The organism is Amycolatopsis sp. GA6-003 (assembly GCF_046267895.1).
Taxonomy (GTDB): Bacteria; Actinomycetota; Actinomycetes; order Mycobacteriales; family Pseudonocardiaceae; genus Amycolatopsis.
On the sequence record NZ_CP176499.1, the window covers coordinates 1,854,473 to 1,877,323 of the forward strand.

At 71.8% G+C, this 22,851-nt stretch carries 23 protein-coding genes; 13 read left to right on the top strand and 10 right to left on the bottom strand.

What is annotated here, in order from left to right; all coding sequences use genetic code 11:
- Nucleotides 1-32 precede the first annotated feature (32 nt).
- Genes mftA through mftD form a run of 7 tightly spaced genes read left to right on the top strand, consistent with a single transcriptional unit; the run spans nucleotide 33 to nucleotide 5,658 of the window.
- Nucleotides 33-137, top strand: coding sequence for a mycofactocin precursor MftA (gene mftA / locus F9C12_RS07800; protein WP_409465356.1), 105 nt, complete (start codon nucleotides 33-35; stop codon nucleotides 135-137).
- The gene (mftB, locus tag F9C12_RS07805; RefSeq protein WP_409181315.1) at nucleotides 127-420 is read left to right on the top strand and encodes a mycofactocin biosynthesis chaperone MftB; all 294 of its coding nucleotides are present in this window, start codon (nucleotides 127-129) and stop codon (nucleotides 418-420) included. The genes mftA and mftB overlap by 11 nt, the downstream gene beginning before the upstream one ends.
- Complete coding sequence (mftC, locus tag F9C12_RS07810) at nucleotides 420-1,592, top strand: mycofactocin radical SAM maturase (RefSeq protein ID WP_409465357.1); 1,173 nt, start codon at nucleotides 420-422, stop codon at nucleotides 1,590-1,592. Before mftB ends, mftC begins: the two co-directional genes overlap by 1 nt.
- 1 nt (nucleotide 1,593) lies before the next feature.
- A complete protein-coding gene (gene mftE / locus F9C12_RS07815) occupies nucleotides 1,594-2,283 on the top strand; it encodes a mycofactocin biosynthesis peptidyl-dipeptidase MftE (protein ID WP_409465358.1) in 690 nt (229 codons plus the stop codon).
- The gene (locus F9C12_RS07820) at nucleotides 2,280-3,068 is read left to right on the top strand and encodes a mycofactocin-coupled SDR family oxidoreductase (protein WP_409465359.1); all 789 of its coding nucleotides are present in this window, start codon (nucleotides 2,280-2,282) and stop codon (nucleotides 3,066-3,068) included. The genes mftE and F9C12_RS07820 overlap by 4 nt, the downstream gene beginning before the upstream one ends.
- Nucleotides 3,065-4,492, top strand: a complete 1,428-nt coding sequence (gene mftF, locus F9C12_RS07825) for a mycofactocin biosynthesis glycosyltransferase MftF (protein ID WP_409465360.1) — start codon at nucleotides 3,065-3,067, stop codon at nucleotides 4,490-4,492. Before F9C12_RS07820 ends, mftF begins: the two co-directional genes overlap by 4 nt.
- The gene (gene mftD / locus F9C12_RS07830) at nucleotides 4,489-5,658 is read left to right on the top strand and encodes a pre-mycofactocin synthase MftD (RefSeq protein ID WP_409465361.1); all 1,170 of its coding nucleotides are present in this window, start codon (nucleotides 4,489-4,491) and stop codon (nucleotides 5,656-5,658) included. Before mftF ends, mftD begins: the two co-directional genes overlap by 4 nt.
- 6 nt (nucleotides 5,659-5,664) lie before the next feature.
- Here mftD and F9C12_RS07835 read toward each other — a convergent pair whose 3' ends face one another.
- From F9C12_RS07835 to F9C12_RS07845, 3 genes are all read right to left on the bottom strand, one after another.
- Nucleotides 5,665-6,420 (bottom strand): alpha/beta fold hydrolase, encoded by a 756-nt coding sequence (locus F9C12_RS07835; RefSeq protein ID WP_409465362.1) that lies wholly within the window; start codon nucleotides 6,418-6,420, stop codon nucleotides 5,665-5,667.
- Between the two features lie 52 nt (nucleotides 6,421-6,472).
- Nucleotides 6,473-7,057, bottom strand: a complete 585-nt coding sequence (locus F9C12_RS07840; protein WP_409181322.1) for a nuclear transport factor 2 family protein — start codon at nucleotides 7,055-7,057, stop codon at nucleotides 6,473-6,475.
- 64 nt (nucleotides 7,058-7,121) lie between these two features.
- Nucleotides 7,122-7,814, bottom strand: coding sequence for a helix-turn-helix transcriptional regulator (locus F9C12_RS07845; RefSeq protein WP_409465363.1), 693 nt, complete (start codon nucleotides 7,812-7,814; stop codon nucleotides 7,122-7,124).
- Between the two features lie 339 nt (nucleotides 7,815-8,153).
- Here F9C12_RS07845 and F9C12_RS07850 point away from each other — a divergent pair, with 339 nt between their 5' ends.
- The 4 genes from F9C12_RS07850 to F9C12_RS07865 all read left to right on the top strand — a co-directional run bounded on the left by F9C12_RS07850 (nucleotide 8,154) and on the right by F9C12_RS07865 (nucleotide 10,553).
- A complete protein-coding gene (locus F9C12_RS07850; protein WP_409465364.1) occupies nucleotides 8,154-9,083 on the top strand; it encodes a hypothetical protein in 930 nt (309 codons plus the stop codon).
- Between the two features lie 7 nt (nucleotides 9,084-9,090).
- On the top strand, nucleotides 9,091-9,456 hold the full coding sequence (locus F9C12_RS07855; RefSeq protein ID WP_199818137.1) for an RNA-binding S4 domain-containing protein: 366 nt from the start codon (nucleotides 9,091-9,093) through the stop codon (nucleotides 9,454-9,456).
- A 90-nt stretch (nucleotides 9,457-9,546) separates the two neighbouring features.
- Entirely contained in the window at nucleotides 9,547-9,978 is a 432-nt protein-coding gene (locus F9C12_RS07860) for a hypothetical protein (protein ID WP_409465365.1), read from the top strand.
- Nucleotides 9,975-10,553: a TetR/AcrR family transcriptional regulator gene (locus F9C12_RS07865; RefSeq protein ID WP_409465366.1), complete on the top strand. Its 579-nt coding sequence runs from the start codon at nucleotides 9,975-9,977 to the stop codon at nucleotides 10,551-10,553. Before F9C12_RS07860 ends, F9C12_RS07865 begins: the two co-directional genes overlap by 4 nt.
- Here F9C12_RS07865 and ctaD read toward each other — a convergent pair whose 3' ends face one another.
- The 4 genes from ctaD to F9C12_RS07885 form a co-directional block, all read right to left on the bottom strand.
- A complete protein-coding gene (gene ctaD / locus F9C12_RS07870) occupies nucleotides 10,554-12,260 on the bottom strand; it encodes a cytochrome c oxidase subunit I (protein ID WP_409465367.1) in 1,707 nt (568 codons plus the stop codon).
- A gap of 102 nt (nucleotides 12,261-12,362) precedes the next feature.
- Nucleotides 12,363-12,614 (bottom strand): hypothetical protein, encoded by a 252-nt coding sequence (locus tag F9C12_RS07875; protein ID WP_409465368.1) that lies wholly within the window; start codon nucleotides 12,612-12,614, stop codon nucleotides 12,363-12,365.
- Between the two features lie 5 nt (nucleotides 12,615-12,619).
- Nucleotides 12,620-13,045 (bottom strand): SPW repeat protein, encoded by a 426-nt coding sequence (locus tag F9C12_RS07880; RefSeq protein WP_354743351.1) that lies wholly within the window; start codon nucleotides 13,043-13,045, stop codon nucleotides 12,620-12,622.
- Nucleotides 13,046-13,069: 24 nt separating this feature from the next.
- Complete coding sequence (locus F9C12_RS07885; protein WP_409181329.1) at nucleotides 13,070-13,834, bottom strand: acetate uptake transporter family protein; 765 nt, start codon at nucleotides 13,832-13,834, stop codon at nucleotides 13,070-13,072.
- 219 nt (nucleotides 13,835-14,053) lie between these two features.
- Here F9C12_RS07885 and F9C12_RS07890 point away from each other — a divergent pair, with 219 nt between their 5' ends.
- Nucleotides 14,054-15,148, top strand: coding sequence for a calcium:proton antiporter (locus F9C12_RS07890; RefSeq protein ID WP_409181330.1), 1,095 nt, complete (start codon nucleotides 14,054-14,056; stop codon nucleotides 15,146-15,148).
- Between the two features lie 378 nt (nucleotides 15,149-15,526).
- Nucleotides 15,527-16,969 (top strand): MDR family MFS transporter, encoded by a 1,443-nt coding sequence (locus tag F9C12_RS07895; protein WP_409465369.1) that lies wholly within the window; start codon nucleotides 15,527-15,529, stop codon nucleotides 16,967-16,969.
- Between the two features lie 1,073 nt (nucleotides 16,970-18,042).
- Here the strand turns inward: F9C12_RS07895 and F9C12_RS07900 are convergent.
- The 3 genes from F9C12_RS07900 to F9C12_RS07910 form a co-directional block, all read right to left on the bottom strand.
- The gene (locus tag F9C12_RS07900) at nucleotides 18,043-19,599 is read right to left on the bottom strand and encodes an FUSC family protein (RefSeq protein WP_409465370.1); all 1,557 of its coding nucleotides are present in this window, start codon (nucleotides 19,597-19,599) and stop codon (nucleotides 18,043-18,045) included.
- 864 nt (nucleotides 19,600-20,463) lie between these two features.
- Nucleotides 20,464-22,626: an ATP-binding protein gene (locus tag F9C12_RS07905; RefSeq protein ID WP_409465371.1), complete on the bottom strand. Its 2,163-nt coding sequence runs from the start codon at nucleotides 22,624-22,626 to the stop codon at nucleotides 20,464-20,466.
- Nucleotides 22,627-22,688: 62 nt separating this feature from the next.
- Complete coding sequence (locus F9C12_RS07910) at nucleotides 22,689-22,832, bottom strand: hypothetical protein (protein WP_220507312.1); 144 nt, start codon at nucleotides 22,830-22,832, stop codon at nucleotides 22,689-22,691.
- Nucleotides 22,833-22,851 lie beyond the last annotated feature (19 nt).

The window sequence follows — 22,851 nt, forward strand, 5'->3', positions numbered from 1 at the left end:
CAAATATCGCCGGCCGAGACAAGGGAGTCACGATGAGCGAGACGACAGCCGCAGCCGAGGCGAAGGCCGAAGAGGTCGTAGCCGACGAGTTGCTCGTCGAAGAGGTCTCCATCGACGGAATGTGCGGTGTCTACTGATCGCAGCGCCGCGGCGTTCGATCTGGACGGTGCTTGGGAACTGGACAGCCGGGTCTCCATCCGGCCGGAGCGGTTCGGCGCGCTGCTGTACCACTTCGGCACCCGCCGGCTGTCCTTTCTCAAGAGCCGCACCATGCTCGCCGCGGTGCAGGCGCTGCCCGACCACCCCTCCGCCCGCGCGGCGTGCGCACAGGCCGGAGTCGCGCCGGCGGAACTTCCCCGCTACCGCGCCGCCCTCGCCGCCCTCGCGGCGTCGGACATGATCCATCCGAGGAGCGTGTGATGTCGCTTGTCGACGAATTCCAGTTCGGGCTCGCCGCGCCGATCTGCCTCACCTGGGAACTCACCTACGCCTGCAATCTGTCGTGCGTGCACTGCCTTTCCTCGTCCGGCCGCCGCGATCCGCGCGAGCTGAGCACGGAAGAATGCAAGGCGCTGATCGACGGGTTCGAGCGCATGCGGATCTTCTACGTGAACATCGGCGGCGGCGAACCGACCGTCCGGCCCGATTTCTGGGAGCTGGTCGACTACGCGACCGAGCACCACGTCGGCGTCAAGTTCTCCACCAACGGCGTCAAGATCACCGAGGACGTCGCGAAACGGCTCGCCGGCAGCGACTACGTCGACGTCCAGATCTCCCTCGACGGCGCCACCGAGGAGGTCAACGACCACGTCCGCGGCCCCGGCTCCTACCGCACCGCGATCCGGGCGATGGAGAACCTCGCCGCCGCCGGGTTCGGGAACTTCAAGATTTCCGTCGTGGTGACCCGGCAGAATGCGGGACAGCTCGACGACTTCAAAGCCATCGCCGACCGCTACGGCGCCCAGCTGCGGCTCACCCGGCTCCGCCCGTCCGGCCGCGGCGCGGACGTCTGGGACGAGCTGCACCCCACCGCCGCCCAGCAACGGGAGCTCTACGACTGGCTGGTCGCCCACGGCGAAAACGTGCTGACCGGCGACTCGTTCTTCCACCTCGCCGGGTACGGCGACGGCGGCCTGCCCGGGCTGAACCTGTGCGGCGCCGGCCGGGTGGTGTGCCTGATCGACCCGGTCGGCGACGTCTACGCGTGCCCGTTCGCCATCCACGACACCTTCCTCGCCGGCAACACGCGCGGCGAAGGCGGTTTCGCCCGGGTGTGGCGGGAATCCGAGCTGTTCGCCGAGCTGCGCAGCCCGCAGAGCGGCGGGGCCTGCACGTCGTGTTCGGCCTTCGACGCCTGCCGCGGCGGGTGCATGGCGGCGAAGTTCTTCACCGGGCTGCCGCTCGACGGCCCGGACCCGGAATGCGTGCGCGGCCACGGCGAACGCGCGCTGGCCGGGGTCGCCGCGGGCAGCGTGCCGAAGCCGTCGCTGGACCATTCGCACCGCAAGGTCCCGGTGACCATCGGCATGCGCCGTCCGCCGGAACGGGCCTGCGACGAGAACCCGCTCGCGGGCTTCGCCCCGGGCCGCTGAAATGCGCCTGGCCGACCTGTCGTCGCCGGACGTCGCCGAACACGCGGCGTCCGGCGCGATCCTCGCCGTGCCTCTCGGGGCGACCGAGCAGCACGGTCCGCACCTGCCGCTGAGCACGGACACCGACCTCGCCACGGCGTTGTGCGACCGCCTCGCCGCGGAGCGCCCGGACGTGCTGGTCGCGCCAGCGGTGCCCTACGGCTCGAGCGGCGAACACGCGGGATTCGCCGGGACGCTGTCGATCGGGCAGGCGGCCACGGAACTCCTGCTCGTGGAACTCGGCCGGTCGGCCTGCGAGACCTTCCGGCGGCTGCTTTTCGTGTCCGCGCACGGCGGCAACGCGGCTTCGGTGACCCGCGCGGTCGCGACCCTGCGTGCCGAATCACGGGACGTTTCGGTGTTCGAGCCGCGCTGGCAAGGAGATCCGCACGCCGGACGGCCGGAAACCGCTCTGCAGCTGGCTCTTCGCCCGGACAAAGTGCAGCTGGGCAAAGCAGTTCCGGGCGACACTCGGCCGCTGAGCGAGTTGCTTCCGGTTCTGCGCAAAGGCGGCGTGCGCGCGGTGACCGACACCGGAATCCTCGGCGACCCCACCGGAGCGACCGCGGACGAAGGCCGGAAGCTCCTCGACGAGCTCGCGGCGCAGTTGCGAGCGCACGTGCGCGACTGGACTTCCCCGGTGACGCCATGAAAACCGCCCTCGTGACCGGCGCGGCACGCGGCATCGGCGCAGCCACCGCGACCAAGCTGGCTGAACAAGGCTGGGCCGTCCTCGCCGTGGACGTCACCGAAGACAACCCGGCTCTCCCCTATTCGATGGGCACCGGCGAAGGACTGTCCACAGTGGTCGCCAAGATCCGCGAAACCGGTGGCACCGCAGAAGAATTCCGCGCAGACGTACGCGACCGCGCGCAACTGGCCGCAGCGGTAGCAGCAGCGGAACAACGCTGGGGCGGCCTGGACGCAGCCATCGCAGCGGCCGGAGTGATCGCGGGCGGCGTGCCGCTGTGGGAAATGCCGCCGGAGCAGGAAGACGCGGTCCTCGACGTCAACCTCCGCGGCGTCCTCAACCTCGCCCACACCGCGATTCCCGCATTGCTGCGCCGGCCGAAACCCCGCTCCGGCCGTTTTCTCGCCGTCGCGTCCGCCGCCGCGACACGCGGATTGCCCCTGCTCGCCGCGTACTGCGCGGCGAAAGCCGGAGTCGCCGGGTTGATTCGCGCGCTGGGCACGGAATTAGCCGACTCCGGCGTCACCGCGAACGCGGTCAGCCCCGGCTCGACCGACACGCCGATTCTCGCCGAGAGCGCCCGCTTATACGGCCTCCCCTCAGCAAAAAGCTTTGCCGCGCAGCAACCTATGCGACGCCTGCTCAATCCCGCCGAGGTCGCCGCCGTCCTGGCCTTCCTCGCCGGGCCGGAAAGCAGCGCGACCACCGGTGCCGTGATCCCGGTGGACGGAGGGCTGGCACTGTGACCGCCCCGCTGCCCGCCGGGTTCCGGCTCACCCTGGACCCGAGCGTCAAACAGCTCTCCGAAGGCCTCCTCTTCGGCGGCTCCCCCGCCCGCGTCCTGCGCCTCACGAAGGGCGGTCGGACGGCCTGGGAACGCTTGGCGGACCACCCGGTGGAGACCTCGGCGGAAGGCGTCCTCGCCCGGCTGCTCACCGACGCCGGGTTCGCACATCCGTTGCCACCGGCCAAAACCGTGGACGCGACCGTCGTGATCCCGGTACGCGACCGCGCCGAACTGCTCGGCCGCTGCCTCGCCGGACTCGACGGCCGCTGCCCCGCGCTGGTCGTCGACGACGGATCCGCCGACCCCGCCGCCATCGCCGCGGCAGCCTCCGCGCACGGTGCGAAACTCGTCCGCCGCGACGTCAACGGCGGCCCGGGCGCGGCCCGGAACACCGCGCTGGAGCACGTTTCCACCGACCTGATCGCTTTCCTGGACAGCGATTGCGTCCCGTCGCCGGACTGGATCGACCGGCTGGCCGGGCATTTCGCCGACCCGCTCGTCGCCGCCGTCGCGCCGCGCGTGCGCCCCCTCGCGCCCGAGACCTGGGCCGGCCGCTACACCCGCGCCGCCAGCAGCCTCGACCTGGGCACCGCCGCCGCACGCGTCGCGCCCGGCACCCGACTGTCCTATGTGCCCACTGCCGCCCTCCTGGTCCGCCGGAGCGCACTGGAATCCGTCGCGCGCGACGGTGCGGTCTTCGATCCGGCAATGCGCGTCGGCGAGGACGTCGACCTCGGCTGGCGACTCCACGACGCGGGCTACCGGATCCGCTACGACCCGTCCGCACACGTCGAGCACCACGAACCGGCCACCTGGCGCGGATTGCTCCGCCGCCGCGCCAGCTACGGAACTTCCGCCGCACCGCTAGCGCTCCGTCGCCCCGCCGCGATGGCCCCGCTCGTCCTGCACCCCTGGCCGACGCTCACCGTCGCCGCGCTGCTGGCTCGCCGTCCGCTCCCGGCCGCCGCGGCGTTCGCCGGCGCAGTGTTCAGCATGACCCGCCTGCTCCGCCGAAGCGACGTGCCTACCAAGGGGGTCACCCGAGCGATGGCCACCGCCGCAGGACAAACGTGGCTCGGATTCGGCCGGTACAGCACGCAATTCGCCGCTCCCCTGCTCGCCGCGTTCTTGCTGCCGGGCGGGCGGAAACGCTGGGGCCGCCGGGCCGCGCTCGCCTCGCTGCTCGCCGGACCGCCGCTCACCGCTTGGCTGCGGCAACGCCCCGATCTCGATCCCCTCCGCTACACCGCCGGCGCGGTCGCCGACGATCTCGCGTACGGCGCCGGGGTGTGGGCGGGCTGTCTCAACCACCGGACCGCGGTCCCGCTGCGGCCGCGCGTCGCCTGGCGCCCGCTGCGCGCCGACCCGAAGGGAAAACGATGAGCACCTGGTTCGAATCCGTCGCCGAAGCACAGCGGCGGGCCAAGAAGCGCCTGCCCGCGTCCGTCTACTCGGCGCTGATCGCCGGTTCGGAAAAAGGCCTGACGCTGCAGGACAACCTGGCGGCGTACGACGAACTGCGGTTCGCCCCGCGCACCGCCGGGCTGCCCGGCGAACGCGACCTGAGCACGAACGTCCTCGGCCGGGACGTCGCGCTGCCGGTGGTGATTTCGCCGACCGGCGTGCAGGCGGTGCACCCCGACGGCGAGGTCGCGGTCGCCCGCGCCGCCGCCGCGCGCGGGACGTCGATGGGGCTGTCCTCGTTCGCCAGCAAGCCGATCGAGGAAGTGGTGGCCGCCAACCCGAACACGTACTTCCAGGTGTACTGGACCGGCGGCCGCGACGACATCCTGCGCCGGCTGGACCGCGCCCGGTCCGCCGGCGCGGTCGGGATCATCCTCACGCTCGACTGGTCCTTCTCGCACAGCCGCGACTGGGGCAGCCCGCACATCCCGGACAAGCTGACGCTGCGCGAGCTGATCCGGTTCGCGCCCGAAGGCATGACGCGTCCGCGCTGGCTGCTCGCCTACGCCCGCACCCGGAAACTGCCCGACCTCAGCGTCCCGAACATGGCCGAACCCGGCACGCCGGTGCCGTCGTTCTTCGGCGCGTACGGCCAGTGGATGCAGACCGCGCCGCCGAGCTGGGAAGACGTGAGCTGGCTGCGGAAGCAGTGGGACGGGCCGTTCCTGCTGAAGGGCGTGTACCGCGTCGACGAGGCGCGCCGCGCGGTGGACGCCGGGGTCAGCGCGATCTCGGTGTCCAACCACGGCGGCAACAACCTCGACGGCACACCCGCCACGATCCGCGCGCTGCCCGCGGTCGCGGAGGCGGTCGGGAGCGAGGTGGAAGTGTTGCTGGACGGCGGAATCCGCCGCGGCAGCGACATCGTGAAGGCGCTGGCGCTCGGGGCCCGCGCGGTCCTGATCGGGCGCGCGTACCTGTGGGGCCTCGCCGCGGGCGGACAGGCCGGGGTGGAGAACGTGCTGGATGTGCTGCGCAACGGCATCGACTCGACACTGCTCGCGCTAGGCCACCGCAGCGTGCACGACCTGAGCCGCGACGACCTGATCATTCCCGAAGGATTCGAGCGCCGGATCGGAGCCTGAGCCCGGTCAGTTCCGCCGCCCGCCGGTGAAAAACCGCACCGCCTCGGCCGTGAACTCCGGCGCGGCCGACGCCCCGTAATGATCGCCGGGCACCGAGGCGAACTCCGCGTTCACCAGCTCGGCGAGCGGCTCGGCGTCCGCGTGCCCCGCGTCCTCGCTGCCGACCACGACGAGCGCCGGAATCGTGAGCGCGGGGAGGTCCTCCATCGGCACGACCGAACGCAGGACCTGTATCAGCGCGCGCGGGTCGGCGCCGAGGCGGGCGATCCAGTGCGCGGTCTGGGCGTCGGCCGGTGCCACGGTCCGGCCTTCGGTCAACGCCGTCAGCACCCGGTGCAGCGGACCTCCCCCGCTGCCTCGCCGCATCGCGGCAAGTCCTTGCCCGCCAAGGAGAAGCCGCGACGGCCGCGCACCGCGCGCGACCATGCGGAGCGCCACTCGCGCGCCGAGCGAGTACCCGCCGAGGGCGTATTCGGTCAGTCCGAGCTGCTCGACGAACGCGAGACCGTCGTCGACGAGCACCTCCGGCGGGTAGCGGGCCGGATCGGCCGGCTGCGGGCTCGCGCCGTGGCCGCGGAAATCCGGCAGCAGCACGCGGAATCCTCGCTCGGCGAGCTGCGCGGCCAGCCCGCTGCGCAGCCACGCCTCGCCGGACGAGGTGAACCCGTGCAGCAGCACGACGGGCGTGCCCTCGCCCAGTTCGCGGTAGGCCAGTTCGAGCCCGTCGCGGGCGCGGAACCGGTGGACGGGCGAGGCGGTCATGGGGTCCTTCCTGCTGGCCGAACCCCATGATCGCACGCGCCGGCCCCCGGGATCACGGAAGCGGACGGGTCCCCGGCACCACCCATTCCCGGTCCACCCGGCCGTCGACCGCGACCATGACCGCGATCCCGCCGCGCTCCCCGTCCGACCAGGTCCCGGCGACGGTCTGCCGCACCGGGTCGAGCACCAGTTCGCCCTGCCACGGATGCGCGTCCTTCGCCAGCACCCGCAGTTCCTCGCGGTCCAGGCCTCCTCGGCCCGGCCCGTCCGGCAGGTCCGACCGGCCGTCCGGCGAGGGGATCGTCCAGTTCCGCGAGACCTTTCCGCCGGTGAGCACGCACAGGTCGGCTCCGGTGATGACCACACCGTCGCGCCGGGTGACGTCCCAGGTGAAGGCGAGCCGGTCGGCGCCGTCGACGACGAAAGTGCGCGGGACGAACTTGTTGCCGACCTCGCGCTGGTACTTCGCGATGAACGCCTCCGCGTCCGCCGGGCCGACCAGCGGGTCGAGGCCGGGTTTGGCGCCGGACCACTGGCGGCCGTCGGCGGTGAGCAGCCGGTGCGCGAGCGAGGCGTCCTCGTTCCACATGCGACACCAGAGGGCGGGGATTTCTTCGGGGTGCAATTCGTTTGCCATGCGAGAACGATCGCGGCCGCCGGCGACACCGTCCTGTCGGTGTTTCACCGCCGCGTGGCGCAGGTCACTCGCCGAGCGGGCGGGCGGAGATCCGGGCGAGTTCGGCGTCGAGGTCGACCTCGCGGCGTTCGACGTGGTCGCCGGTGAGCGCGAGGGAGCGGATCCGGTCCAGCAGAAAACCGCGGACCGCGTCGCGCAGGCGGCACCAGCCGAGCACGTACCAGCCCGCCGGACCCCACAGCAGGCCCAGCGGCTCGACGTCGCGTTCGGTTTCCTTGCCCTTGGCGTCCACATACGACAGCCGGAGGACGCGGCGCGCGGCGAGCGCGGTGAGGATCAGTCCGCTGCGGACGGCAGGCGGTTCGGGCTCGCCGACCCGGTGCAGCCGCGCGGCGAGGTGCTGTTCGGCGTCGCGGACGTCCGACGGCAGCCGCGCCAGCACCTTCCGCGCCGCCGACTCCGCCGCGCCCGCGAAGGGCGACCCCGCGGCCGAACGCAGCGCGACGGTGATCGCGATGGCCTCCTCCGGCGTGAGGGTGAGCGGCGGCAGGGTCCGCTCGCGGTCGAGGCCGTAGCCGCCGGTCCGGCCCGTTTCGGTCCAGATCGGGACGCCTGCCTCGCGCAGCGCGCCGAGGTCGCGTTCGATCGTGCGCACGCTGACCTCGAACCGGGCCGCGAGCCACGCCGCGGTCCGGGTGCGCGGCGCGACCGCCCGGAGCTCCTCGACCAGTGCGTACAGCCGGTCCGTGCGATTCACCCGGCCAGCCTACGAACCGGCACATCCTCACCCGATCGGGTGGCTTTGCCGGCGACCGCCGTCACGAAAGCCGTCCGGCGCTGTTCCGTTCGCGGGAGTCGCGGCCGGCACCGGTCCGTCCTGTGGAGGGCGGCGGACCGGCGCGGTCCCCTCGTTCGTCGGGGGACGAGGGGGCCGCCGGGAGCGGGTCGGCGCAGGGGGCCGGCCCGTTCCCGGTCCGGCGGGGTCGCCCGCCGTTCGCCGAAATCCGCGCTGACCGGCCAAGACCCGACCTTCGACGGGTTGCGCCGCCGGCTGTTCCGGAGGCGAATGGGTGGGGACGACCCGAGGAGGACGCAGGTGTTCTCGACAGGTCCCGGCGCCCAGCCGGACCGGCTCGCCGACGCGCTGGCGGACGGGCCGTTCAGCCGCGCCCTGACCCTGGCCATCGACCGCAGCGGGCTCGGCCTCGACCGGCTCCGGGACCGGCTCGCCGCGGCGGGCGCGGCGGTCAGCACCACGACGCTCAGCTACTGGCGGACCGGCCGCACCGTGCCCGCCCGCGCCCGTTCGCGCGTCGCGGTGCGGATTCTCGAGGGCGTGCTCGACCTGCCGCCGGGCTCGCTGACCGGGCTGATCGAGCGCGCTCCGGAACCGCCGCCGGTCCCGATGGTGCGCTGGGAACGGCTGTGGGGAAAGCGAAACGCCGTGCTGCGGGTGCTGAACTCGTTCGAGACGGCGTACCGGACGTCGCTCGTGGTGGTCAGCCTGCACGAAGCCGTGCACGTCGGCCCGGACCGGCGGCTGCACCGGCTGGAAGTGCGCGAGGTCCTGCGGGCGACCGAGGACGACACGCACATCCGGCTGGTCACCGCGCACGGCGTCGGTCCCGGCTGCCCGCCGCGGCTGGTGCGCACCCGCTACTGCTCGCCCGGGCGCACGGAATCCCTCGCCGAGGAGGGGTTCACGGTGGCCGAACTCGTCCTCGGCCGGGGCCTGGACCGCGGCGAAACCGCGATCGCCGAGTACGAGTTCGAATTCACCGACGACCGCCCGGACCGGTCGTACGAGCGCCGGTTCCGCAACGCCGTGCACGAACACCTGCTGGAACTGCACTTCGCACCCGGCTTCGCGCCGCGCGCCTGCCACGCCTACCGGCTCGACTCCCCCGCCGGACCGGAGACGGCCGTCGCCGAACTGCCGATCACCGACGGCCTGCCCGCGCACGTCGTCTCCGCCTCGGTCACTCCGGGGATCCTCGGCCTCCGCTGGCACTGGGACGCGCCATGATGGACGCATGGAATCGACGCGGATCGACCGCTGGCTCTGGGCGGTCCGGCTGACCAAGACGCGCGCCGACGCCGCGGCCGCCTGCCGGGGCGGGCACGTGCGCGTGAACGACCGCCCGGCGAAACCCGCGACGACAGTGGTTCCCGGAGACGAGGTCCGCGCCCGGATCGGGACGACGACCCGCGTGGTCGAGGTCGTGCAGGTGATCCAGAAACGCGTGGGCGCCGCCGTCGCGGCCACCTGCCTCATCGACCGCACCCCGAAGCCGCCGCCGGAAGCGGCGATCCCGGTCGCCCGCCGCGAGCGCGGCGCGGGCCGCCCGACGAAGCGGGAGCGCCGGGTGCTGGACGAATTCCGCCGGCAGCAGGGCTGACTTCCGCGAAGCGCTCGCTCGGCGCTTCCTTGCGCGCTCATTTGCGTACCTTGTAAGCTTACGACGTACGCACCGGAAGAGGAGCCCGCCGTGACCCCGATCGCCGTCGCCGTCCCCCTGCTCTGGCTGGCCTGGCTCGTCCTGACCGAATGGGTGCCGATGTACCCGCTCAACGACCTCGCGCCGGGCAACCTCCGCCCGCGGCTGCTCGCCGCCGCGATCAACTACCCGTTCCCGCTGCTCATCGCCGCGGGCGTGGCGCTGCACCGGCCGTGGTCCTCGATCGCGGCGCTGGCGTTGTGCGCGCTGATCCTCGCCGGGCACGTGGCCAGCTGGTGGCTGCCGTACTTCGGGATCAGCACGGCCGCCCAGCGGGAGGTCTACGCCCGCGACTACGCGCGCACCCGGAAGATCCTGCCGACCGCCGGGCACGACGTGGTCCCGGACGTCCAGCACCTGGTCGTCGGCCTGCTCACCCTGGTCATGTTCGGCACGACGCTGGCTGCCACGCTGACCGCATGAACGACACGCCGCGCCGCCGACCGGGCCGCCCGCCGCAGGTCAGCGCCGACCAGATCGTCACCGCGGCGATCGGCCTCATCGACGACGAAGGCCTCGACGCCCTGACCATGCGCGCGCTCGGCTCCCGTCTCGGCGTCGCGGCGATGTCGTTGTACCGCCACGTCCCGCACCGCGACGCCGTGCTCGCCGCGGTCGTGAACCGGCTGGTCACCACCGCGCTCGCCGGCCTCGAGCCGCGGGAGTCCTGGCCGGAGGCGGCGACCGGGTTCGCCGAGGCGTACCGCGCCATGCTGCTCAGCCATCCGAACGCGGTCCCGCTGCTGGCCACCCATCCGGTCGACGCCGACGCGGTCACGCCGCTGCTCGCGGGGGTGCTCGACCGGTTCGCCGCGGACGGCATCGCCCAGGAGACCGCGCTGATCGCGTTGCAGTCCATCGGCGTCTACACCCTCGGCCACGCGCTCGCGCAGGTCGGCTCGCCGCCGGACGAGCCGGCCGACCCGGCGGCCGCCGAGTACTACGACCGGTGGTTCGCGGCCGGGCTGCGCGCCATGGTCAAGGGATTCCAGCCGTGATCAGGCGTTCGATTTCTCCTTGGCCTTCCGCCGCCAGTGGACGTGCTGCTCCTCGCGCGCCCGTTTCGCCACTTCCGGGTAATGCAGTTCGAAAGCGGGGCGCTCAGAACGGATGCGCGGCAGCTCGGTGAAATTGTGCCGCGGCGGCGGGCACGACGTGGCCCATTCCAGGGAACCGCCGAAGCCCCACGGATCGTCCACGTTGACCCGTTCGCCGTACCGGTAGCTCTTCACCACGTTCCAGATGAACGGCAGCACCGAAGCGCCCAGAATGAACGCACCGATGGTGGAAATCGTGTTCAGCACAGTGAAACCGTCGCTGCGGAGATAGTCCGCGTACCGCCTCGGCATTCCTTGCGCACCGAGCCAGTGCTGCACCAGGAAGGTCGTGTGGAAGCCGATGAACGTCGTCCAGAAGTGCCATTTGGCGAGCGATTCGTCGAGCATCCGGCCGGTCATCTTCGGGAACCAGAAGTAGATCCCGGCGAACGTGGCGAACACGATCGTGCCGAACAGCACGTAGTGGAAGTGCGCGACCACGAAATAGGTGTCGGTGATGTGGAAGTCCAGCGCGGGCGAGGCCAGCAGCACCCCGGTCAGCCCGCCGAGCAGGAACGTGACGAGGAATCCGATCGACCACAGCATCGGTGATTCGAACGACAGCGTCCCCTTCCACATCGTGCCGATCCAGTTGAAGAACTTGAGCCCGGTCGGCACCGCGATGAGGAAGGTGAGGATCGAGAAGAACGGCAGCAGCACGGCGCCGGTGGCGAACATGTGGTGCGCCCACACCGTCGCGGACAGGCCGGTGATGCCGACCGTCGCGAACACCATCAGCCGGTAGCCGTACAGCGGTTTCCGGCTGAACACCGGGATGATCTCGGTGACGATCCCGAAATACGGCAGGGCGACGATGTACACCTCGGGATGGCCGAAGAACCAGAACAGGTGCTGCCAGAGGATCGCGCCGCCGTTGGCCGGATCGAAAACGTGCGCGCCGAGCCGCCGGTCGGCCTCCAGGCCGAACAGCGCGGCGGTGAGGATCGGGAACGCGAGCAGCACGAGAATCGCGGTGAAAAGGATATTCCAGGTGAAAAGCGGCATCCGGAACAGCGTCATTCCCGGCGCGCGCAGGCACAGGATCGTCGTGGTCATGTTGACCGCGCCGAGAATCGTGCCGAGGCCGGACACGATCAGGCCCATGATCCACAGGTCGCCGCCGACTCCGGGGCTGTGCACGGCGTCCGACAGGGGCGTGTAGGCCGTCCAGCCGAAATCCGGCGCTCCGGCGGGCGTGAGGAACGAACTCAGCACGATCAGCCCGCCGAAAAGGTACAGCCAATAGGAAAACGCGTTCAACCGGGGAAACGCGACGTCCGGCGAGCCGATCTGCAGCGGCAGGACGAAATTGGCGAAGCCGAACACATTCGGCGTCGCGTACAGCAGCAGCATGATCGTGCCGTGCATGGTGAACAGCTGGTTGTACTGCTCCTGCGAGAGGAATTGCAGGCCGGGCTGGGCCAGTTCGCCGCGCATCAGCAGCGCCATCGCGCCACCGATCAGGAAGAACGCGAAGGAACTGCCGAGGTAGAGCAGCCCGATCTGCTTGTGGTCGGTGGTGCGCAGAAGGCCCAGCAGCACCGAGCCTTTCTTGCCCCGGTGCGGCGCCGCGGCGATCACCACTGGCCGGGGCTTCAGCTGTGTCATGACCGACCTCCCGCGCACCCGACGATCGCCGGGCAGCCGACGGCCGCCCGGCCTCACCCCGGGCGGGTAACCGGCCGCCGCCCGCGGCAAACCCCGGCCTGCTCAGCCGCCCCGGCGGAACGGCAGCCGCGCGTCCGGCAGCGCCGCGCCGAACACGACCGCCGCGCCGACCACCAGGAACACCGCCCCGGCGGCGGGCGCGGACGCCCACCACACCACGCCCGACGCGGCGACCAGCCAGGCGCCGGCGAGCGCCTCCTTCCGGATCGGCGGCGCGGTCTTGCGCGCCCGCAATCCCGCGCTGCCCAAGGCGAGCACGCCGAGCGCGAGCACCGCCAGCACCGGCCAGTACACGCTCCTTACTCCCGGAACTCGCCGCTGTGCCTGCGATAGGCGACGGTCACCGAGATCACCGCGAAAATCGCCAGCAGGACGCCGACGATCAGCGAATTCGTGCGGATCGCGTCGCGGTGGCCGTCGACCGGGTAGCCGAACGCGAAGGGCGCGGCGATGAGCCAGAACCCGATCGCGACGTTGACCAGTCCCAGCCAGCGCGCCCGTTCCGGCAGGCCGAACCGGACCAGCGCGACCGCCGCCACGGCGATCCCGCACGCCAGACTGTTCCAGAAGCCGGCCGTCGCGGACAGCGTGAACGAGTAGCTGTACGCGAACGCCGCGAACACCAGCCACGCGCCGGCCAGGAATTCCGCGGTGAGCGGCAGCCTGCTTTCCCGCAGTTTGCGGTCCTGCGGAGTCAACGCGGTGAGCGCCGTGCTCATCTTCATTCCGTGGTCACCTCCTCGGCGGGGCTACTGCCCGGCCTTGATTCCCGGTTCGCCGTGGTCGAACTGGATCGCCTGGTGCAACGGCACTGTCGTGGTCCGGGCGGGCCGCGGAGCGCGCAGGCCCATCGGGAGGATTACCCGGTGGTGCGCCGCTTCGAGCACCATCGCGCTGCACGCGTACCAGGCCAGCACCGAGGACGCGAGCAGGAAGTACGCGGCGATCGTGCGCACGACGCCGACGTCGCCGATCATCCCGATGGCCAGCAGCGTCGCCCCGGCGGCGAGGACCGCGAGCAGCGCGCAGAGCACGAGGCTTTCCGCCAGCGCGGCGAGCGCGCCGGTCCAGGTGATCGCCGCGAGCCCGATGAACCAGAAGCCGATCGCGGCCGCCGCGACCGGGCTCGCCGCCGTCGAAGGCAGTCCGCCGAGGCCGACGAACAGCTGGTAGACGCCGTAGCCGAGCCAGAACGCGCCCCACGCCCCGTGCACGACCGTGGCGAGCGCGTCGCGGGCCCGGTACGACCACATCCCGGCGAGGAACTGCGCGACGCCGCCGAAAGCGAACGCGAACGGGGCCAGCAGCAGCGGCGTCGTCGTGCTGTCGCCGAACCAGCCGGCCAGGTTGGCCGCCACCATGAACGTCGACACCGCGAACCCGGCGAGCCCCAGGATCGACGGTGCGGCCACCGGGCTCAGGTTGATGTGCGTGTGCTCGCGCCAGAACGCGTACTCCGCGCCGTCGCCGCCGGCCGGCATCGCGCGGTCGGCCCTCTTCATCTCGCGGGTCATCTTCGGCTCCTTTCCGCGCCGAGCTCCCCTGTGCGCCGCGCGTACCCCGCCGCCGACCTGCGGAATCCTGCAGGTGCTACGCCGAACGAGTGAAATTGGCCCGCCCCGGTCACGGTGCGCCGGACGCCGGACGACCGGCAGTGTCCATTTCGGACGCGGCACTCCCCCGCCCGGACGGCGTGCCCGGCGACGGCGGGTCCGGTATGCCAGGGTGTGCGCATGGCGAGCGTCCGCGGTTATCTGTTGTCCTGGACCACTTTCCTGCCGTTGCTTTCCCTGGTCCTGCTGGCGCTCACGTGGGGTCGCACGCTGGGTCCGGCGCCGGTCGCGCTGGTGGCGATCGCGCTGGCCGGCACGGTTCTCGCCGCGGTGCACCACGCCGAGGTGGTCGCGCACCGGGTCGGCGAACCGTTCGGCTCGCTGGTGCTCGCGGTCGCGGTGACCGTGATCGAAGTCGCGCTGATCGTCACGATGATGGCTTCCGGCGGTGAAAAGGCCGACACCCTGGCGCGCGACACGGTGTTCGCGGCGGTGATGATCACCACCAACGGCATCGTCGGGCTGTCGCTTCTCGTGGGCGCGCGGCGGTACGGGGAAACGCGGTTCCACCCCGAAGGCAGCGGTGCGGCGTTGGCGACGGTCGGCACCCTGGCGACGCTGAGCCTCGTGCTTCCGACGTTCACCGCGAGCACGCCCGGCCCGGCGTTTTCCGGTCCGCAGCTGGCTTTCGCGGCCGGTGCGTCGCTGGTTCTGTACGCCACCTTCGTGATGACGCAGACCGTCCGCCACCGGGATTTCTTCCTGCCCGTCGACGCCGACGGCGAGACCCGCGAGGAAGAGCACGCGGAACCGCCGAGCCTCCAGAAGACCTTGGTGAGCCTCGCTCTGCTGCTGGTCGCCCTGGTCACCGTCGTCGGGCTGGCGAAGGTCGAATCCCCGGCCATCGAGGCCGGGGTGCGCGCGGCCGGGCTGCCGCAGTCGTTCGTCGGCGTGGTGATCGCCCTGCTGATCCTGGCCCCGGAGACGCTCGCGGCGGTCCGCGCGGCGCGGCGCGACCGGATGCAGATCAGCCTCAACCTCGCGTACGGCTCCGCGATCGCCAGCATCGGCCTGACCATCCCGGTCATCGCGCTCGCCTCGGTGTGGCTCAAGGGCCCGCTGCTGCTCGGTCTCGGGCCGACGCACATCGTGCTGCTCGCGCTCACGGTGGTGGTCAGCGTGCTAACCGTGGTGCCGGGGCGCGCTACGCGGCTTCAAGGCGGGGTGCATCTGGTGTTGCTGGCGGGATTCCTGGTGCTGGCGATGAATCCGTGAAGTGCTGGGACTATCCACTGTGGAGTGCCGCTAGGGCCGCGAGACGAGATTCCTGATTCGCTTACCGCTCCGGCGAACGGCGGCCGATCGCTGGTCGAGCGGCTTTTTCGGGTGCTTCCGGAAGCCCGGTCGCGGCTGGTTCCGAGGGCTGCGGGCAGAAAAGGACGCCGGTTTTGTCGGTGCTCCTCCGTATCCTGGCCAGGTGAAGATCCAGCAGTCCCCGACCCCGTCCGCAGCGGCCGGTGCAGCCGCGCGCAGAGCTTTCCCCGGCAGCCGTCCGACGATCCCCGGCCGTCCCGTTCGCGCCGCCGGACTCGCAGTCGTCGCGAGTGTCCGAACCCTTGAACTCGGCCTCGCGTCCGTCAGCGGGGTGCGCGCATGAGCGGCGTCTCCTCCCCCGTGCCGGAGGCCCCGGCGCGGCCGCCCGTCAAACCCGGGCTGCTGATCAGCGTGCTCGTGCTGTCGGCGTTCGTGATGATCCTCAACGAGACGATCCTGAGCGTCGCGCTGCGCGACCTCACCGTCGACCTCTCCGTGCCGACCACCACGATCCAGTGGCTCACCAGCGGCTTCCTGCTGACGATGGCGGTGGTGATCCCGACGACGGGGTTCCTGCTCGAACGGTTCACGCCGCGGCAGGTGTTCGTCTTCTCGCTCGCCTCGTTCAGCCTCGGCACGCTGCTGTGCGGCGTCGCGCCCGGCTTCGGCCTGCTGATGGCGGGCCGGGTCGTGCAGGCGTGCGGCACCGCGGTGATGATCCCGCTGCTGATGACCACCGTCATGCGGCTCGTGCCCGCCCAGCGCCGCGGCGCGACGATGGGCACGATCAGCATCGTCATCGCGGTCGCGCCCGCGATCGGCCCGACGATCGGCGGCGCGGTGCTGTCGTCGCTCGGCTGGCGGTGGATGTTCTTCATCGTGCTGCCGCTGTCGCTGGCCGCGCTGGTCACCGGGATGCTGCAGCTGCGGATCGACAGCGAAACCCGCGCGGTTCCGCTCGACGTGCTCTCGGTGCTCCTCTCCGCCGTCGGTTTCGGCGGAGTCCTGTACGGCCTGTCGTCCGCGGGTGAATCCGCCGAAACCGCGCTGGTGCCGCCGTGGCTGCCGATTGTGGTCGGGGTGGTTTCGCTGGCGGTGTTCGGCTGGCGGCAGCTTCGCCTGCAGCGACGCGACCGCGCGCTGCTCGACCTGCGGCCGTTCACCCACCGCAGTTTCGTCGTCGCGCTGGGACTCAGCGCGCTGCTGTTCATGTGCCTGATCGGCGTGGGCGCGATCCTGCTGCCGCTGTACCTGCAGACCGTCCTGCACAAGTCCACGTTCGTCAGCGGCCTGGCCGTCCTGCCCGGCGGCCTGGTGCTGGGCCTGCTCGGCCGCCCGGTCGGCGCGCTGTTCGACCGGGTCGGCGCGCGCCCGCTGGTGCTCCCCGGCGCGCTCGCGATGACGGTCTCGCTGTGGCTGTACTCGTTGCTGGGACCGGGTTCTCCGCTGATCGCGGTGATCGGCATCCACATCGTCCTGATGGCCGGACTGGGCCTGATGATGACGCCGCTGATGACCGAGTCGCTGGCGGCGCTGCCCGACCACCTCTACTCGCACGGCAGCGCGATCCTCTCGACCCTCCAACAGGTCGCCGGCGCACTGGGCACCGCGGTGTTCGTCAGCGTCGCGACCGTCAGCAGCGCCGAACACGCCGCCGTGAGCCCCGACTCCAACGGGCTGCAGATGGCGTTCATCGTGGCTGGCTGCATCGGAGCGGTCGCGGTGGTGGGAGCCTGGTTCGTCCGGCCGTCCCGCCCGGAGCAGGCGAAGGAGGAATCCTGACGCCTGTGGACCGAGAACGGCTGGACGCCGCCGTCCGCGCCTGCACCGCACCGATGAACTGATGACCAGCATCCGCGGGCGGCGCGTGCACCGCCCGGTCACGCGCCGGATGGCGGGCTACGACCACGTCCTGCCCGCCGTCACCACCACGGCGCCCGGGCCCTGCTGGCCCTGTCCGCCGATGGCCGAGCCGCCTTCTGCGCCAGCGACGGCCGACCGCGGACCTCGTCACCTGCGGCCCGACGCCCGGCGTCACCGTGACGTCCGCGCACGACCTGACGAAGGATGCGCTGCCGGTCCTGCATGGGACCGTCCGGCATCCCTCGCCGCCGTGCACGCCGACGCCTGCGCGCACACGGCGTCGGCCCGCTGACAGCCGCGCCATCGAGGAGAAGCTGATCAACCCGATCGCAGTCGGCCAGCTCGGCTGCTTCCGCGGGAGGTCGCGGGCCCGCTGACGATCACGCCCGGCGAGGCCGGTCCGGAGGAGATCGAGGCCGCCCTGCACCGCCTTTAGCCAGCGTGGTTCGGAGCTGCGCGGACGGCCGGTGCGCGCAGCTCCGGCCAGCGAGGCCGGTCCGGAGGAGATCGAGGCCGCCCTGCGCAGCCTTTAGCCAGCGTGGTTCGGCGCGGCGCGGACGGCCGGTGCACGGTCACGGCCGGAACCCGAGCCGCTGCTCGCCAGCCGGGCAGTGGTCAAGGCGCGATCTGCCAAGCACGACGTCGGCCGCCGTTTTGTCGGTCAGCCCGGAACGCCGGGTCGCTCGCCCGGGCACGGTCGCGGAAGAGGCGGACCGCGGGGTAGCTCTCGACGGCCTCCGCGTCCGGCGGCGCAACGGCCAGGCGGGGGACCGGCGCGAGTTGTTCGCCGGATCGGCTCCGTCGTTCGCGAAGCAGGCCAGCCGAAGCGCGGCCGCTTCGCGTTCGGCATCCGCGAGACCCGGCCAAGGGATCAGCTTAGCGAGTCACCTCCGACCGGGCAGTTTCGCCGAGCGCCAGCGCCCCCATTCGGCCGGGCACGCATCCCCACAATCCGCGCTCCGGGCCGAACCCTCCGGCCAGTCATCCGAGGCTCACCGGCCGAACGCGCGCTCCCAGCGTTCCGCGTCCCGCAACCCGCCGTCCGGTGCGGACCAGCAGGCTTGGAGCAGGTCGTACCCGTCGTGGACCAGCGCCGCGTGGGCGGGCCAGCGCTCCGCCGCCCAGCCGGGTTCGTTGTGCACCGAATCCACTCCTGCCCGGGTCGCGCCCTCCAGTTCGAACTGCAAGTCCCGGCGCGCCGCCGCACGCGGGACCGGCGCACCGGCCAGCACCGCACGCGCGGCGGCGCGCACGCGAGATCCGGTCCAGTCCAACGTCTTCCGATGCGCACGCGGCACCACCGCGTACTGCACCGCCACCGCCACCACGACCCCGATCGCCGTCTGGGCGAAGCGGTCCGCCACCGCGGGCCACACCGGGCCCGGCAGGCTCGCCACTCCGGCGGCCAGCAACGCGAGCGGCGTGATCACGACTGTCGCCACCGCGTAGTTCCGCGGCACCACCAGTTCCACACAGAACTGCAGCACCGCCAGAATCAAGATCAACACCACCCCGGACGGCGACAGCATCATCACCAACCCGAACAGCACCAGCCCCGCCGCCGTGCCCGCGAACCGGTGCAGCGCACGCACATTCGTCCGCCGCCGGTCCAGTCCCTGCTGCAGCACCACGAGCGCACTGAGCACTGCCCAATGCGGCCGGCCAAATCCGACTGCCACCGCCAGTTCCCCAGCGACCACGCACCCGACGCCCACGCGCAACGCCGTCACCGCGGCGTGCGACTGCAACGGAACCGCCCGCCGCAACCGGTACCCGATGTTCGGCCGCGGCAACGGCAGCTTCCCCGGCGGCAATTCGACGGACTCCCCCGGCGAAGCGTCCGCGAACCGCCGGTGAGCGGCGAGCAGCGTCGCAACTAGATCCGGTTGCGTGCCACGGCGAGGATGTCCCGCGTCATGCAGCGCAGTCCACGCCGCGGACACCGCAGCACCGGCGGCGTGCCGTGCCTCGGCGGTTTTCCGCTCCGCCGAAACGAACGCGTCAACGGCCCGAACCGCACGGTCGACAGCCGTCCGCTCCGGTTTGGTCCGGTCGGCCAGTACGCCGGCCATCGACACCACCACCGACGATCCGACGCCCGCCGCGGCACACCCGAGCACCACCCACGGCCGAGCCCCCGCCTCGACCGCGGCCTGCGCGCCCGCGCAAACGAGCGCGAAGAACAACGGCCCGGGCGGTCCGAGCCGCAACGCGTCGACGACGTACGTCGCCAGCACCGCGACCACCGAAACCACCAGCACCGACACCGGACCGGGCGGAACCACCGTCCCCACCGAAGCACCCAACGCAGCCGCCGCGAGCAACCCCGCACCAGCAGTAGCCACGACGCCCGCCCGCACCCGGTACGGCCGCCCTTCGCCGTACAAGACCGCGAACGTCCCCAACGTGACGAACAACGCCGACGCCGATGCCCCCGCGAGCACCAGCGCAACCCCCGGCACCGCCACCGCGGCCGCGGCCCGCAACCCCGCCGACCACCTCCGCCCGACCGGCGGCAAAGCGAACATCAGCGCCCGAAACCCCGCCACGCGAGGCAACTCCTCAACCGGCTCGGGCGACGATCCCATCCACCCATCCCAACACGCCGCCACCGGCCCGGAAAGCCCGACCACACCCCGCAGAGACGGCGGGCACACTCCCCCCGACTCCGCTCCGCCACGCGAACTCTTTGGCCACCGGCCCGCGGCGGTTACTCCAACCAGGCCTGCCGCGGTTCACCACCCAGCCACGCCTGCAGAGACAGCGGACATACTCCCGGCGCAAGTCCGCTCCGCCCACGGATCTTTTGGCTGCAAGCGGTGCCCCACCCAGAACCGCCACGGTTCACAATCCAGCCACGCCCCGCAAAGACAGCGAGCCCACTCCGCCCGCAGCAACGCACTCCCTCGGCCACCGGGCGACGACGGCAACTCAGCCAGGCCCGCCACGATGCACACCCCAGCCGCACCCGCAGCCAGCGAGCACACTCCCCAGCACGAACCCGCCCGGCAGCCACGCAGCAGGCGACGATGACTCAGCCAGGCCCGCCCCGCAGAGACAGCGGGCATACTCCCCGCGAGTCCGCTCCGCCGCGCGCACTCTTTCGCCACCGAGCCGCACAGGTGACTCCAATCAGGCCCGCCACGGTTCACAATCCAGTCACGCCCCGCGGAGACAGCGGGCACGCAAGTTCGCTCCGCCCACGGACCCTTTGGCTGCAAGCGGCGACCCAGCCAGACCCGCCACAGTTCACACGCATCCCGCACCGATCGGCCGCCCTACCCACGCCGTCCCCGGCAGGTGCAACTGCGTTCACCGTCCCCAATCCAGTCACGTGCTCCCTACTAGACCAACAACCCGCAGCTCGACTGCCACTTGCCTCGGCAACTCGACACCCGGCCAACGCCGAACCCTCACCGAAACTCGGCCCGAGCAGCCGCCTCCCCCACCGTCACCGGATCAAGCCCAGGATGCGCCGCCTCGGCCCGTTCCCACTGCGTCGCGGCCTCCCCCTCAGCCCCCAGCGCCGCGGCCGCATTCCCCAACCCCAGGTAAGCCCGCGCCGCCTCATGGGTGCTGCCGCAGGCTTCCGCGCGAGCCGCGGCTTCCCGGTAAGCCGATTCCGCACCCGAGTGGTCCCCGGCGCGGAACCTTGCCCAGCCAAGGCAGTTCAGCGCCATCACGACGTCCAGTTCCAGCCCCAGCTCCTCGAACACCGCCAGCGTCTCCTCGACCAAACGGCCAGCTTCGTCCGGCTGCCCGAGCGCGGTCAGGACCAGGGCGATGCCCCGCGTCGTGATAGCACCGCTGCGTCGGTTGCCGGTCAGGGCATAAAACTCCGCCGCGCTGCGCAGGTCGCGCAGGGCTTGTTCGTGGTTGCCCCGGTAGTGCTCCGCCCAGGCCGAATGCGCCAGCGCGGTCGCTTCGCCGTGGCGGTCGCCGATTTCCCGGTACTCGCGCAGCGCTTGGCGGTAACACCGGCAGGCTTCGTCCAGATCGCCGCGGTCGACGTAGGCGATCCCCAGGTTCGCGGTCGTCGTGGCGGCGGCCCAGCGGTTGCCGACGGCTTCGGCGGCGGCGCGCGCCCAGCGGTGCGTCGCGATCCACGGGTCCCACAGTTTGGTCAGGTAGAAGAATCCGCGCAGGAAGAACGCCAACTGCCAGCATCGCTCGGACGCCCCGGCCCGGCGGCACAGCGCGACCAGGTTCGGCCATTCGGCGCGGAACCAGGCGATCGCGGCGTCCTGGTCCGGGAACTCGAGTTCGGGCAGGCCGGGCGGATAGGTCACTTCCGGGCGGTAGCGCGGGCCGCTCACCATCCGGTCGGCGCGTTCCGCGGCGGCGACGGAGAAATCGGCCAGCCGGCGGAAAGCGTCCTGGCCTGCGACGCCGGAGGCGGCGAAAACCCTTACCAGGTCATGGAAACCGAACCGGCCCAGTTCCGGCTGGGTGAGCAGGTACGCCTGGTGCAGGCGGTCCAGCAGCCGCTCGGCCTCCCGCGCGTCCAGCGAGCCCAGCGCTTGCGCGGCGGTGACGTCGAAGTCCGGGCCGGGGTGCAGGGCGAGCAAGCCGAACAGCCGCGCTTCCGGCTGCTCCAATTGGCGGGCCGACAACCGGAAGGCGGCGGCCAGGCTTCGTTCGCCGTCGTCGAGTTCGCCCAGGCGGCGGGTTTCGTCGGCCAGGCGGCGCTCCAGTTCCGCGACGTCCCACGCCGGGTGGGCGCGCAGGCGGGCCGCGGCGATCCGGATGGCCAGCGGGAGGCGGCCGCAGCGGTCGGCGATCCGCAGGGCGGCGTCGGGGGACGCCCCGGTCAAGGCGGCGACCAGCGCGGCGGCAGAAGCGGACGGGAGGACGCCCAGCGAGACGTGCTGCGCTTCGTCCAATGCGGGCAGGCGGGAGCGGCTGGTGATCACGACGCGGCACTTCGGTTCCGCGGGCAGCAGCGGGCGCACTTGCCCGGTGCTGCCCGCGTTGTCCAGCACCAGCAGGAAACTCCGGCCGCGCAGGCAGGTCCGGAACAGCGCGGCGCGGTCGTCGGGATCGGCCGGGATCCGCTCGGCGGGCACCTGCAGGATCCGAAGCAGCCGGTCGTGCGCGTCGGCGGGAGCGACCGGTTCGTCGGAGGTGCCGCGCAGATCGAGAAAGAGGCTGCCGTCGGCGAAGGACGCTTCGAGCCGGTACGCGCACCGCACCGCCAGCGCCGTCTTCCCGGCTCCGCCCATCCCCGAAATGACGCAGACGCCACCGTCGGACTCGAGAATCTCGCGGACGGCTTCGGATTCGCAATCGCGCCCGGTGAAGCCGGAAGCCATCGGGGGAAGGCCGGACGGGCGGACGTCCGGCCGGGTGCGGCGTTTTCCGGTTTCCGCGGGAATCAGCGCGGTAAGGGCACCCGGGGTACCGAATTCTGCTTCACATAAAGCAGCGAGTGCGGAATTCGGAGCAGCCAAGCCGGTTTCGACTTTGCTCAGATACCCCTTGCTGTAGTGCACCCGGGCCGCCAGCTCGGTCAGCGAAAGCCCGGCCGAAGTGCGCAGCCGCCGCAGTTCCGCCCCGAACGTCGCGCGCGCTGTCATCCGCCTCCACCCTCTTCTCGCTCCCAGTATGACGATCCGGCAGGCACCGGGCCGCGGCTTCGTCACGGCGCGGTCCGCACCGACACCGGCGGCGCGACCGGCGCGGGACCGCCCGGATGGCCGAGGGCGAGCCCGGACACGAGCGCGACCCCGGCGAGCCACAACGCGGCGCGCACCAGCAGGGAAAACGAACAGACGACCTTCACGACAAGCTCCCTCCGAGGA